At 68.0% G+C, this 12,000-nt stretch carries 12 protein-coding genes; 6 read left to right on the forward strand and 6 right to left on the reverse strand.

The window, feature by feature from the left end:
• The first annotated feature begins 40 nt into the window (after positions 1-40).
• Entirely contained in the window at positions 41-559 is a 519-nt protein-coding gene (locus ACEN9K_RS19240) for a GNAT family N-acetyltransferase (protein ID WP_223992769.1), read from the forward strand.
• A gap of 189 nt (positions 560-748) precedes the next feature.
• Here the strand turns inward: ACEN9K_RS19240 and ACEN9K_RS19245 are convergent, their stop codons facing one another.
• From ACEN9K_RS19245 to ACEN9K_RS19260, 4 genes are all read right to left on the reverse strand, one after another.
• On the reverse strand, positions 749-934 hold the full coding sequence (locus ACEN9K_RS19245) for a hypothetical protein (RefSeq protein ID WP_018770686.1): 186 nt from the start codon (positions 932-934) through the stop codon (positions 749-751).
• Positions 935-1,013: 79 nt separating this feature from the next.
• On the reverse strand, positions 1,014-2,627 hold the full coding sequence (locus tag ACEN9K_RS19250) for an AMP-binding protein (RefSeq protein WP_495634875.1): 1,614 nt from the start codon (positions 2,625-2,627) through the stop codon (positions 1,014-1,016).
• A gap of 86 nt (positions 2,628-2,713) precedes the next feature.
• Entirely contained in the window at positions 2,714-3,373 is a 660-nt protein-coding gene (locus tag ACEN9K_RS19255) for a response regulator transcription factor (protein WP_018770688.1), read from the reverse strand.
• A complete protein-coding gene (locus ACEN9K_RS19260; RefSeq protein WP_495634876.1) occupies positions 3,366-4,685 on the reverse strand; it encodes a sensor histidine kinase in 1,320 nt (439 codons plus the stop codon). The genes ACEN9K_RS19255 and ACEN9K_RS19260 overlap by 8 nt, the downstream gene beginning before the upstream one ends.
• A gap of 166 nt (positions 4,686-4,851) precedes the next feature.
• Between ACEN9K_RS19260 and ACEN9K_RS19265 the strand changes: the two genes are divergently transcribed.
• Together ACEN9K_RS19265 and ACEN9K_RS19270 are read left to right on the forward strand one after the other, a co-directional pair.
• Positions 4,852-5,955 (forward strand): FtsX-like permease family protein, encoded by a 1,104-nt coding sequence (locus ACEN9K_RS19265; protein WP_495634877.1) that lies wholly within the window; start codon positions 4,852-4,854, stop codon positions 5,953-5,955.
• A gap of 26 nt (positions 5,956-5,981) precedes the next feature.
• Positions 5,982-6,686 (forward strand): ABC transporter ATP-binding protein, encoded by a 705-nt coding sequence (locus tag ACEN9K_RS19270; RefSeq protein WP_495634878.1) that lies wholly within the window; start codon positions 5,982-5,984, stop codon positions 6,684-6,686.
• Between the two features lie 12 nt (positions 6,687-6,698).
• Here the strand turns inward: ACEN9K_RS19270 and ACEN9K_RS19275 are convergent, their stop codons facing one another.
• Positions 6,699-7,451 carry a ZIP family metal transporter gene (locus ACEN9K_RS19275; RefSeq protein WP_056391631.1) on the reverse strand — a complete coding sequence of 251 codons (753 nt, stop codon included), beginning with the start codon at positions 7,449-7,451 and terminating at the stop codon, positions 6,699-6,701.
• A 169-nt stretch (positions 7,452-7,620) separates the two neighbouring features.
• Here ACEN9K_RS19275 and ACEN9K_RS19280 point away from each other — a divergent pair, with 169 nt between their 5' ends.
• Positions 7,621-8,097 (forward strand): sensor histidine kinase, encoded by a 477-nt coding sequence (locus ACEN9K_RS19280; protein WP_495634879.1) that lies wholly within the window; start codon positions 7,621-7,623, stop codon positions 8,095-8,097.
• 93 nt (positions 8,098-8,190) lie between these two features.
• Here ACEN9K_RS19280 and ACEN9K_RS19285 read toward each other — a convergent pair whose 3' ends face one another.
• The gene (locus ACEN9K_RS19285; protein WP_018770694.1) at positions 8,191-8,802 is read right to left on the reverse strand and encodes an NADPH-dependent FMN reductase; all 612 of its coding nucleotides are present in this window, start codon (positions 8,800-8,802) and stop codon (positions 8,191-8,193) included.
• Positions 8,803-9,029: 227 nt separating this feature from the next.
• On the opposite strand from ACEN9K_RS19285, the gene ACEN9K_RS19290 reads away from it, so the two are divergent.
• Both ACEN9K_RS19290 and ACEN9K_RS19295 read left to right on the forward strand, forming a co-directional pair.
• Positions 9,030-9,182, forward strand: a complete 153-nt coding sequence (locus ACEN9K_RS19290) for a hypothetical protein (RefSeq protein ID WP_200953170.1) — start codon at positions 9,030-9,032, stop codon at positions 9,180-9,182.
• 144 nt (positions 9,183-9,326) lie between these two features.
• The gene (locus ACEN9K_RS19295; protein ID WP_495634880.1) at positions 9,327-11,984 is read left to right on the forward strand and encodes an exo-rhamnogalacturonan lyase family protein; all 2,658 of its coding nucleotides are present in this window, start codon (positions 9,327-9,329) and stop codon (positions 11,982-11,984) included.
• Positions 11,985-12,000 lie beyond the last annotated feature (16 nt).

The raw sequence follows: 12,000 nt of genomic DNA on the forward strand, positions 1-12,000 counted from the left end.
CGGCCGGAACGCAGGCACACCCGCAGCATAGGATCTTCTCATGGCCCAGCTCATCGCACCAGACGTCAGCCTCCACTCATCCTGGCTTGAGGCAGCGGCAGAGTTTGCCGGTGCCCGGCAGGACGGTGCGGGCGCAGACAGCTGGTCCCCGGACGATCTCATCGGTGCACAGGCGTTCAGCCGGTTCGTTGACGTCCTCATCAAAGACGCCAGGCCGGAAACGGTGCGGAAGCCCGGCTACGTGCCCTGCACCTACCTGTGGATTGTCGACGGCGGCACGTTCCTCGGCTCGCTGGCCATCAGGCACAGCTTGAACGACTACCTCCTCAACGAAGGCGGGCACATCGGCTACAGCGTCAGGCCCTCCGCGAGGCGGCGCGGCCATGCAGCGAAAGCGTTGGCAGACGCGCTTCCCGTGGCGCGGGCGCTGGGGATCGAACGGGTGCTCCTGACCTGCGACGAGGCCAATGCCGGGTCGAGGGCCACCATTGAAAAGAATGGCGGGCAGTACGAAGACACGCGCAACGGCAAGCGCCGCTATTGGATAGAGAACGCCTAGCCCATGGGGGGAAGCCCCCGCGCGAGTCTAGCTCCAGCGCAGGGGCCTCCAATGCTTCCTGCCGGGGAACTGACGTGGAAGCAGTTAAGAAATTACCGGTCGGTAGCCTGCCTAAATGCCCAAAACCGGCACCTTCGGCCAATCTTGAGCCAACCTTGAGCGGAGCTCGCTGCGCGATCTCATCGGAACTCAGTCCGTTGGCCCCGCCGCGGCATCCGGATCCTCTTCCGGTTCAAAGGTGTTGGGCTCGGCGCCGTCGGAAATCCCGACGCCGTCCTTACCACCGGGGATCCCGCCGTCGGCATTGCCTTTGCCGGCCGCCGAGCCTTCCTGCGGCTCATCCCCGGGCAGTGAATCAGGTGAATTGATGGACATCGCTCCTCCTTCTGTGGCTGGGCCTCCACGCTAACAGCCCCCGACCCAAAAGGCGCCGGAAGGCGGCCATCTCCTGAAGTCAGCGGCCCAGTTCCGCGGCCCGCTGCTGCCTCAGGATGTAGCGCTGCAGCTTGCCCGACGGCGTCTTTGGCAGGTCCTCAACGAAGTGGATGCGGCGCGGGTAGGCGTGTGCGGCGAACTGCGTCTTGACCATGGTCTGCAGTTCGGCCACCAGGGCATCACTGCCGGTGGTCCCTTCCGCCAGGACAACATAAGCCTCCAGGACTTCTCCGCGCAGTTCGTCGGGAGCGCCCACCACGGCAGTTTCCAGGACCGCCGGATGGGTGGCCAGGACGCTCTCCACATCGAAAGGGCCAATCCGGTAGCCGGCCATGATGATCACGTCGTCATCACGGGAGGAGAAGAAATAGTAGCCGTCCGCGTCCACCGTGCCCGCGTCGCCGGTCAGGTACCACTTGGCGTCCGCGCTGAATCTTTCCGCCGTCTTTTCCGGTGCGTCCTGGTACCCCTTGAACCACATCATGGGGCTGTCTGCCACATTGACGGCAACCCGGCCCAGTTCACCCGGCGCGGCCGGCTCGTCGGCGTTGTCCTTGAGGACCGCACAGCTCCACCCCGGCAGTGGCCGGCCCATGGAACCCGGCCTGAGTTCCGTCCGCACGTCGTCATGCCAGGCATTGATGATCATCATCCCGTGTTCGGTCTGTCCGTAATGGTCCCTTACCGGAACCCCCAGCACCTCCCGGGCCCAGCTGATCACCTCCGGGGTCAGCGGTTCGCCGGCGGACGAGGCGCGCCGAAGGTGGAAAGGACTGATTCCGGCGCCGGCTTTCGCGCGCATGGTGCGGTACACGGTGGGGGCAGCCGCGAAGTTGGTGACGGAAAACGCATCCAGCACTTTGAAGCTGAGTTCCGGCGAGAAACCCGGGCGCAGCAGGAGGTTCCGCCGCCCTGCCGCCATGGGACCGAGGATCCCGTAGTACAGGCCGTAGGCCCAGCCGGGATCTGCGGCATTCCAAAAAACATCCTCGTCACTGACGTCCAGGCCCAGCTCGACGTACTGGCGGAACGCGGCCAACGCCCGGACGGGCACCGGTACGCCCTTGGGTGCACCGGTGGTTCCGGACGTGAAGATCAGCACCAAATCACCGTCACCTCCCACAGCTTCGGCCGCGATCCCCGGTTGCTGCCTGGCAAGGAGCGGCGTGAGCGCCAGGTCCGGCAGGGATGCTTCTGCGCCGGCAACCACGACGGCGGCCTCGGTTTCGTGGATCTTCGCCCGCTGGTCGGCGTCGGTGATCACAGCCCTTGCGCCGGAGGCTGTGAGGCGAAGCTCGATGGCCGGCCACGCGAAGGCGGTGAACAGCGGCACGTGGACGGCACCGCGGCGCCAAATAGCCAGGAGCATGACCACCAGGTCCGCCGACTTTCCCATCAGGGTGGCCACCGCATCTCCCGGACCTATTCCCAACTCCGCCAAGGCGGCGGCTCCCCGTTCCGAGCGTTCCCGGAGCTCGCCGTAGGTGATGTCCTCGGCGGACAGGTCGGCAGCAACCACCGTAAAGGCAACGGCGTTGGGATCGTGGCTGTCACACAGGAGTTCGGCCGCGCAGGCGTCGGCCGCACCGTAGGTGGCAAGAAGGGCATCAACGGCTGGGACCGGACGGGACATTCATTCTCCTTTGAACAATGTGACCTGGAACAGCGGCACCTGGAAACAGCGGCCTCTGTAACGCAGTGGAACAAACGTACTGCAGGTCAGCCCCTGGCGCCCGGCGGCCTGATGATGCGCCGCTGGGCAGCGGCCGCGATGGCGGCGGTGCGGTTGTCCACGCCGAGCTTGCCGTAGATGTGCACCAGGTGGGTCTTCACCGTCGCCTCGGAAATGAAGACCTGCCTGGCGATGGCGCGGTTGGACAGGCCCGTGGCCAGCAGCTCCAACAGCTGCACCTCCCGGGGGGTCAGCGAAGTGCCGGGGTTGCTGATCCGGTCCATCAGCAGCGCAGCCGCCCGCGGCGCCAGGGCCGTCCCGCCAGCAGCCGCCTGCAAAACCGCCTGCCGGAGCTGGTCCGGCGGCGCGTCCTTCAGCATGTACCCGCTGGCTCCCGCCTCGACGGCCGCCAGGATGTCCGCGTCGGTGTCGTACGTGGTGAGGATGAGTACCGGCGGAGCGGCGTGAAGTTTGCGGATCTCGGCAGTGGCCGTGACACCGTCCATCCCCTCGCCCATTTGCAAGTCCATGAGGACCACATCCGGCGCCTCGCCCAGCGCCGTCAGCCGGGCCAGTTCCTTCAGCGCAGCGGCCCCGTCAGCGGCCTCGGCGGCGATGGAGATGCCCTCGATTCCGGTGAGCATGGCACGCAGCCCGGCACGGACCACGGGGTGGTCGTCCACCAGCAGGACGTGCACCTCACCCACGGGGACCACCGTCCAGCGGCAGCCGGATGGCCACCACGGCGCCCTCGCCGGGCGCGGACTCCAGTGCAAGCGTCCCGTTCAATCCGGTGACCCGCTCCCGCAGCGAGCGCAGCCCGAACCCGCTGCCGTCCGCTGCGTCCGCGGCACCGGCCGCAGCGGCGGGATCAAAGCCCGTGCCGTCGTCGTAAATGTCCATGGTCACCTCGGTGCCCAGGAAGGCAAGGGTGACGACGGCGTTCGCTGCCCGGGAGTGTTCGCGGACATTCGCGAGGCTCGCCTGAGCCGCCCGCAGCAGGGTCACGCGGACCGGCTGGGGCAGATCCTGCGGCTCACCGTCCACCTCCAGCCGGCACCGCAACGCCACCCCAGCGGCCGCGGCGCCTGCCTCCGTCTTGCCGCACAACCGGCGCAGGGCCTCCACCAAAGTGGTCCCCTCCAGCTGTGGCGAGGACAGGCCGCGGACGAAGCTGCGCGCCTCCGCCAGGTTGTCGGCGGCGGTCTGCTGCACCAGCGCCAGCCGTGAGGATGCGGTCGCGGCATCACCGTCGGCGAGGGACTGCTCCGCCGCCCGTCCCAGGAGCACGATGCTGGACAGGCCCTGGGCCAGGGTGTCGTGGATTTCCCGGGCCAGCCGCTCCCGCTCCGCCAGCATCCCGGCGTCGTGCTGGGACCTGGCCAGCTCCTGCCGCGTCCGGCGCAGTTCGTCGGCCGCACGCCGCTGGTTTTCGGCCTCGCGGTACAGGGCCGCGTATGCCAGCCCGGTGATTACCGAGAAGACCGCACCCAGCACAGGTCCCACCACGGCCGCGGCGTGCGGCACCGGGGCGCCGCTGGCAGCCCACTGGGAGGCAACCACCGCCACCGTCATCAGCGCGATGGTCGGCAGCGCAGCCCGCCGGGGCAGCAGGTGCAGGTGCAGGAAGAAGATGGGGAACGCCAGCCACGCAAAGTCCGCACTCCCGGCAAGCAGCAACGCCCACAAGCCCGTGACCAGGGCCAGCCAGAGCAGGCCGTAACGGCGGGGGTTGAAGCCGCTCCGGGCTTCCGCGTGGCGCTTTTCGAGGACCGTTCCGGCCAGGTACACAGCAGCGAGGACCACGGCGGCGCCCGCCCACAGCCAGCGCAGGGAACCACCGGACATCAGCATCCGGACCAGGGCCACGGCCAGCAGCACCGCGAACCCCGTGTGCAGGGTGACCCGCAGGACCCGAAGGATTGCCGCCGACGATGCGTTTTCCAGCGCATTCAACGGCCCCGTCGCGGGGATGCCGCCGGCCTTCTCCGGTGGTTGCGGCAGGGGCGTGGCAGGCATTTCCCCAGCTTATGCCGGGACCGCCTGCAGGGGATCAACCGAACGGTTGACTCCCGGCTCAACCCTTCCATCCCGGAGGATCAACCGTCCCCGCGATGCCGCCGGGGGCAGCCCCCGGGAGAGTGGAAGGACAGAAGAATCCACCCCTGCTGAGAGAAGAAACAACGTGTTCCTGGCAATCCGCGATATCCGCTTCGCCAAAGGCCGGTTCGCCATGATGGGCGGCGTCGTAGCCCTGATCACCCTCCTGCTGGTCATGCTGTCAGGCCTGACGGCGGGCCTGGCCGAGCAGTCGACGTCGGCCATCGACAAGCTGGGCGCGGCCGGCACCAGGCCGGTGGACACCATCGTCTTCGGCGCTCCCGGCTCCGCCACCCCCAAGGCGTCCTACACGGAAAGCTCCGTGACGGCCGCCCAGGTGGAGCGCTGGAAGAACCAGCCCGGCGTCAGGTCCGCAGAGCCGCTGGGCATTACCCAGACCCGGGCCCAGACCGTCAAGGGGTCGGGCACGGCCAACGTGGCGGTTTTCGGCGTTTCCCCGGGAAGCCCGCTGGCACCCGTTGAGGTGTCCGCCGGCACCGCGGTGCTGGGTACCTCGGTTGCGGAGGCTCTGTCGGCCGGCGAAGGCGACAAATTCTCCCTGGACGGCGTGGAGCTTTCCGTCGCCGCGGTGGTGCCGGATCAGTGGTACGCACATACCAGCGTGGTGTGGACGGCCCTGCCGGCGTGGGCCAGGGCAGCGCACGTGTCCGACGGCGGACAGCTGGCGACCGTCGTCGCCGTCACCTACGCCCCGGAGGCCACGGTGGACGGCGCCGCCGTCGACGCAGCCGCGCATACAGTCAGCACCTCACGCGCCGGGTCCTTCCAGGCGCTGGGCTCCTTCAAGAGCGAGAACGGGTCCCTGACCCTGATGCAGGCGTTCCTGTACGGGATCTCGTCACTGGTGATCGTGGCATTCCTGACCGTATGGACCATCCAGCGGACCCGGGACATTGCCGTGCTGAAAGCCATGGGCGCGCCCGGTGCCTACATCCTCCGGGACGCCCTGACCCAGGCCGCGATCGTCCTCACCGCCGGTGCCGCCGTAGGTGGAGCCGTGGGCGTCGCGGCCGGTTCCCTTGCCGCCCAGGCTGCCCCGTTCCTGCTGAACGCGGGCACCACGGTGCTTCCCGTCGTCGGGATTGTTGCCCTGGGCCTGGCCGGCGCCGCACTGGCGGTCCGCCGCGTGACCAAGGTCGACGCGCTCCTGGCGCTCGGCGGCAACTAATCCACCCTTACGAAAGGAACGCCATCATGCCCTCCCCCACCCCCGCTCCCCTGAGCCTGGTCAACGTCACCCTCGAATATCCGGATGGCGGCGGAACCACCACCGCCCTGGACCGGGTCAGCCTCACGGCCCCGGCCGGCCAGCTGGTTGCCCTCGTGGGCCCCTCGGGCTCCGGCAAATCAAGCCTCCTGGCCGTCGCCGCCACCCTGGTCCGCCCCTCCCACGGGCAGGTCATGATTGACGGCACCGATACCGGTGGCCTCAGGGACAAGGAGCTCACCTCGCTGCGCCGGCACAAGGTGGGCATCATCTTCCAGCAGCCCAACCTGCTGCCCTCGCTCACCGCCGTCGAACAGCTCATCATCAGCGACCACCTGCGCGGAAAGCCTGCCAAGGCGGCTCGGACGAAGGCCGCGGAACTGCTGGACGTCGTTGGCCTCTCCGCGAGCGCCAGGAAACTGCCGCACCAGCTCTCCGGCGGCCAGCGCCAGCGGGTGAACATCGCCCGGGCACTCATGGGCAGCCCCAAGGTGCTGCTGGTGGACGAGCCAACCGCCGCTCTGGACCATGAACGCAGCGCCTCGATCATCGGGCTCCTCCGCCAGGTAACCACCGGGTTCGGGGTGGCCACCGTGATGGTCACCCATGACACCGAGTTCGTGCCGCTGACGGACGTGGTGGCCACCATGCGGGACGGCAGGCTGACGGCGCCGGTGTTGACGGGGGCGTAGGGGCCCCTGTCCTCACCCCAGGTGGTGCACCGTAAACGCCGTCAGGAACCCCACGGCCGCGGTGAGTCCGGTCAGGTTGTGGTGCTCCTCGAAGGCCTCGGGAATCATCGTGTCCGCCAGCATGGCCAGGATGCCGCCGGCGGCAACGGAGGTGATGAATGCGACCAGCTCATCCGGGGCGTCCTCCAGCGCCACATATCCCAGCAGCGCTGCCACTCCGCTCAGGAGCGCAATGCCGCCCCAGAGCCCGAACACGTACCCCCTGCTCCGGCCCGCCTTCTTCATGCCGGCGGTGCCGGACAGGCCCTCCGGCACGTTGGAGATGAAGACGGCTGCCAGCATGGCAGGACTCACCGCTCCGCCGGCCAGCAGGCCGACGCCCAGGACCACCGATTCCGGGACGCCGTCCAGCAGTGCACCGACGGCGATGGCGGTGCCGCTGCCCGGATTGTCCTTTTCGGAGGGCTGCTGGTCCCCGGACCGCTTGCGGTGCTTGGCGCCGGCCCTGGCCAGGAGCACGTTGGCGCCCACGTAAACCACTGCCCCCGCCAGGAAGCCCGCCACCGTGGGCCAAAGGCCACCGCCCTTGACCGCCTCGTCCACCAGTTCAAAGGCAAGGGCCGAGATCAGCACGCCTGCGCCGAAAGCCATGACCGTCGAGACGATTTTGGAGGGGATGGACCACCGCCAGGACACGGCAGCTCCCAGGACCAGGGCAGCACCGGCACCGGTGCCCCATACAAGTGACATCAACCAGGTAGGCATACCTCTTCCGTCCCCAGCGCGGCGGCAATGAAACAAGGGGCAGCAGTGCACCCGGTCACCCTCCACGGGCAGAATTGATGGGATCTTGAGGCAAACCTTGCCATCCCTAGACATTGCAGGTCCACGCTTTAGCCATAGGACCAAACCAGCTTGTGGGGAGCAGGAAGTCATGGGAAGCAGAACAGCGTTGGACAACGGGGTCACAACCGTGGGAGGCGTGCTGACGGACAAGCAGCCGCTGGATTTCCACACGTTGGGACTGGCCGGGTGCATTGACCGGCTTACCGCCCCCCTGAGGCAGCGCGGGACCTCGGTCCACTGGGATACTCCGCACTGGGGCGTCGAGATCCCGGCGGACTGCGCGTCCCTCCTGTACCAGTCGGCCCGGGAGGCGCTCAGCAACGCGTTCAAATTCTCGTCGGCGTCCACGCTCAGCATCCAGCTGGCGGCTGTTGACCACGGCATCCGCTTGGTAGTGGCCGACGACGGCACGGGCTTCGACAGCGTCCTCGCCAAGAGCGGGCGGCACCACGGCTACGGCCTGCGGCTCATGGCGGTCGCCGTGCAGGAAGCGGGCGGCGCAGTGGAGATCAGTTCCAGCCCCGGCCAGGGCACCAGCGTGACGGTGACGCTGCCGCTGGACTGACCCGCCGGCTCGCGATGCCGGCATAAAGACTCGGATGCCCGCCGTTGCCGGGACGGCGGGCATCCGTACGCCTTATGAAAACCCGCCAGGGAATCAGCGGGAAAGCTTGGCGGCGTCCGGTTCCAGGTCGCCGATGTGACCGGGCGCGTTGGCGGCCAGGACCCGTGCCACGAAGGCCGCATACTCTTCCATGTAGTGGCTGAGGAACTTGGCGGTGGACCCGTCCTTGACCTCGCCGTCGTCGCCGAAAACCTTGGGATCGTACTTGACGTAGGCCTCCGGCGCATTCAGCTGCGGTGCGTCCAGGAAGCTCAGGACGGCCCGCATGGAGGACTGCATCACGGCCGTCCCGATGCTGCCAGGTGAGGCGCCGATGATGCCGGTGGGCTTGCGGGCAAAGGAGTTGGTGCCCCAGGGCCGGGATCCCCAGTCGATGGCGTTCTTGAGGGCTCCCGGGATGGAGCGGTTGTATTCCGGGGACACGAAGAGGATCCCGTCCGCGGCCTCGATGGCTTCCTTGAGGGCCCGGCCCTCCGGCGGGAAGTCGGCGTCATAGTCGTAGCTGTACAGCGGGAGGTCCTTGATTGGGATCTCCGTGAATTCCAGTTCCCCGGGCGCGAGTTTGATCAGGGCCTTGGCCAGAACCCGGTTGATGGAGCCGCTGGCCAGGCTGCCCACGAAATATCCGATCTTGTACGTTGCCATGAGTGGTCCTTTCCAACAGCCGGGCCGCGCCGGCTGGGTCGGTTTGGGTTGGAAATGGCGCCGTCCCAGCAGCCCGGAGGGGCGGAGAAACGGCGGTTGGTGCTCACTGCTTCACCAGTCCAGCACACAAGCCCTGCTTCGGCCAGAGTGCGTGGGAGGTCCTTGACACGTCATGGAGCGAAGCGCTGAATGAGGGGTACCGCGAACCAGCGCCACGAGGAGCAGCCATGACTGAAGATCGCTCACGGAACGACGACGACCGGGTCCACGCTGAATCGCCCGCCGAAGGCGATCCGGACGCCGACCCTGCCGACATCCGCGTCCACTCCCAGGACCCCGCCGAGGGAGCAGACGACGACGGGGACCCCGCCAGGAAATAGCCGCCCGGACGCCAGCCCCCGGCCCAGCAGCCAACCGTCCCGCCTGGCAAAATCCCCTTGCACGCACGCCACCTGTCTACTACGTTGTAGGTCATCGAGAAAGCGCTTTCCCACTATCGGGGCTTCCGCGCGCAGCAATCACCAGTGGAATTGGATGACATGACGGACAACACCCTCATCAGGTGGATCGACGGGCAGGCACCCGCAGAAATCAGCGGCGGAACCACGTGGGGGATGCCGTTCCCGCGCGGCACCGCGCAAGGTGTGGAGGCGTTGTCAGTTGCGGACGGCAGCGGCACGCCGGTCCCCAGCCAGGCCTGGCCCCTGGCCACCTGGCCGGACGGGTCCCTGAAGTGGGCGGGCATTGCGCTGCCGGCAACGGACACGCCCTCGGACACCTATCAGGTGAGGGCCGACGGCGGCACGGCCGCCGAACCCAGCCAGCCGTCGTCGGCCGGCGCGTCCGTCACGGTCACCGAAAGTGCGGACACCCTCACCGTGGACACCGGCGTCCTGCAGATGGTGATCAACCGCGGCGGTTCCACCCTGTTCAGCACCCTTTCCCGGAACGGGCGGGAAGTTGCCCGGGACGCCCGGCTGGTCAGCCTGCTGCAGGACAGCGTCCGCGAGGGCGCGGGAACGGTTGGCCGGGACGCCTTCACCGGCGGGGTCACCGCCGTCGTCCTGGAACAAAGCGGCCCCGTGCGGGCGGTGGTGCGGCTGGAAGGCAACCACCGTCCGGACACTCCACAAAGCGGAAAGCGGGACTGGCTGCCGTTTGTGGTCCGCTTCTACTTCCATGCCAACGCCCGCAGCGTGCGGATGGTGCACTCTTTCATTTGGGACGGAGACGCGGACCAGGACTTCCTGGCAGGACTGGGCGTGCGGTTCACGGTGCCACTGGCGGCGGAGCTGCACAACCGGCACATCCGCATCGCCGGAGCCGACGGCGGGTTCCTCGCCGAGGCAGTCCGCGGCCTCACCGGACTCCGCCGCGACCCGGGCGAGGACGTACGGGAGGCGCAGATTAACGGCCGCCCCACTCCCCCGCCGGATACCTGGAACCCTGACGTCTCGACCCGCCTCCACCTGGTTCCCACGTGGGGCGACTACACCCTCAGCCAGCTCAGCGCCGACGGATTCGAGCTGCGCAAGCGCACCGCCGCCGGCCACGGCTGGGTGGGAATCACCGGCGGCACCCGCGCCGGCGGCTTCTGCTCCCTGAGCGATACCCGCGGCGGACTCGGGGTGGGCATCAAGGACTTCTGGCAGTCCCACCCGGGCCAGCTGGACATCCGCGGCGCCGCCACCGGCGAGGCCTCGCTCACGGCGTGGCTGTTCTCCCCCGAGGCCCAGCCCATGGACCTGCGTTTCTACCACGACGGCCTGGGCCAGGAAACGTTCGAGGAACAGCTCGACGGCCTGGAAATCACGTATGAGGACTATGAGCCGGGCTTCGGCAACCCTACGGGAATTGCCCGCACCCACGAGTTGACCCTGTTCGCCTACGATGCCACTGCGCCCACCGAAAGCCTCGCGGCCGACGCCGCCTCCGCTGCCACCCCGGCCCTGCTGCAGGCCACACCGGAGTATCTGCACTCGGCGGGCGTCTTTGGCGACTGGGATCCGGTGGACCGGAGCACTCCCGCGCGGGCCGTGCTTGAAGACCGGTTGGACTTCCTGTTCGATTTCTACGCCGGCCAGGTGGAACAGCGGCGCTGGTACGGCTTCTGGAACTACGGCGACGTGATGCACACCTACGACTTTGACCGGCACGTGTGGCGGTACGACGTGGGCGGCTACGCCTGGGACAATTCGGAACTGTCCCCCGACCTGTGGCTCTGGTATTCCTACCTGCGCTCCGGCCGGGCGGACATCTTCCGCTTTGCCGAGGCCATGACCCGGCACACGGGAGAAGTGGACGTTTACCACCTGGGTCCCTGGAAGGGGCTCGGCTCACGGCACAACGTCCAGCACTGGGGCTGCAGCGCCAAGCAGCTGCGGATCAGCACGCCGGCCTACCGGCGTTTCTACTACTACCTGACGGCGGACGAGCGCACCGGGGACCTGCTGACCGAACTGGTGGACAGCGACCAGAACTTCCTGGGTCTTGACCCCGTGCGCAAGGTCCGCCCGGATGCCGACACCTACCGTCCCAACCGCGGCGCACTTGGCGTTGGGCTGGGGACGGACTGGGGTTCCCTCGCCGCAACCTGGCTGACGGACTGGGAACGCACCGGCAACCCGCGTTCCCGCGACCGGCTGCTGGGAACCATGGCGGACATCGGTTCGCTCAAGTACGGTTTCCTCACCGGTGAAGCGCTGTATGACCTGGACAAGGGCCGGTTCGACACCGGCCGCGAGCAGATCCAGGTGTCACACCTCAGCGCGGTGTTCGGCCTGGTGGAAATCTGCAGCGAGCTGGTGGACCTGGTGCCGGACCCGGAGTTCGAGCGGGCCTGGCTGCAGTACTGCCGGCTCTTTCTGGCATCGAAGGAGGAACAGGTGGAAGCCGTGGGCCAGCCGCTCGACGGCATCCATCTCACCCAGGCCCACAGCAGGCTGACGGCCTACGCGGCGGCCAGGTTGCAGGACCCCGAACTGGCAGCCCGGGCATGGGAAAGCTTTGCCGAAGGCGGGGAGCACCTGAACCACGAATCGGCCTTCACCCTGCGGAAAATCGAGCCGCCCCACGTGCTGGCGCCCGTGGACGAGGCGCCGACGGTGTCCACCAATGACACCGCCCAGTTCGGGCTGGCAGTCATCCAGAACCTGGCGCTCGTGGGCCGGTACCTGGACTGACACTCCTGCGTGGCAC

The organism is Pseudarthrobacter sp. Pseusp20, assembly GCF_059492155.1.

What these genes read in the sequence shown, in the direction of transcription:
- ACEN9K_RS19240 (WP_223992769.1), top strand. Translation starts at nt 41, where the DNA reads ATGGCCCAGCTCATCGCACCAGACGTCAGCCTCCACTCATCCTGGCTT.
- ACEN9K_RS19245 (WP_018770686.1), bottom strand. Translation starts at nt 934, where the DNA reads ATGTCCATCAATTCACCTGATTCACTGCCCGGGGATGAGCCGCAGGAA.
- ACEN9K_RS19250 (WP_495634875.1), bottom strand. Translation starts at nt 2,627, where the DNA reads ATGTCCCGTCCGGTCCCAGCCGTTGATGCCCTTCTTGCCACCTACGGT.
- ACEN9K_RS19260 (WP_495634876.1), bottom strand. Translation starts at nt 4,685, where the DNA reads ATGCCTGCCACGCCCCTGCCGCAACCACCGGAGAAGGCCGGCGGCATC.
- ACEN9K_RS19270 (WP_495634878.1), top strand. Translation starts at nt 5,982, where the DNA reads ATGCCCTCCCCCACCCCCGCTCCCCTGAGCCTGGTCAACGTCACCCTC.
- ACEN9K_RS19275 (WP_056391631.1), bottom strand. Translation starts at nt 7,451, where the DNA reads ATGCCTACCTGGTTGATGTCACTTGTATGGGGCACCGGTGCCGGTGCT.
- ACEN9K_RS19280 (WP_495634879.1), top strand. Translation starts at nt 7,621, where the DNA reads ATGGGAAGCAGAACAGCGTTGGACAACGGGGTCACAACCGTGGGAGGC.
- ACEN9K_RS19285 (WP_018770694.1), bottom strand. Translation starts at nt 8,802, where the DNA reads ATGGCAACGTACAAGATCGGATATTTCGTGGGCAGCCTGGCCAGCGGC.
- ACEN9K_RS19290 (WP_200953170.1), top strand. Translation starts at nt 9,030, where the DNA reads ATGACTGAAGATCGCTCACGGAACGACGACGACCGGGTCCACGCTGAA.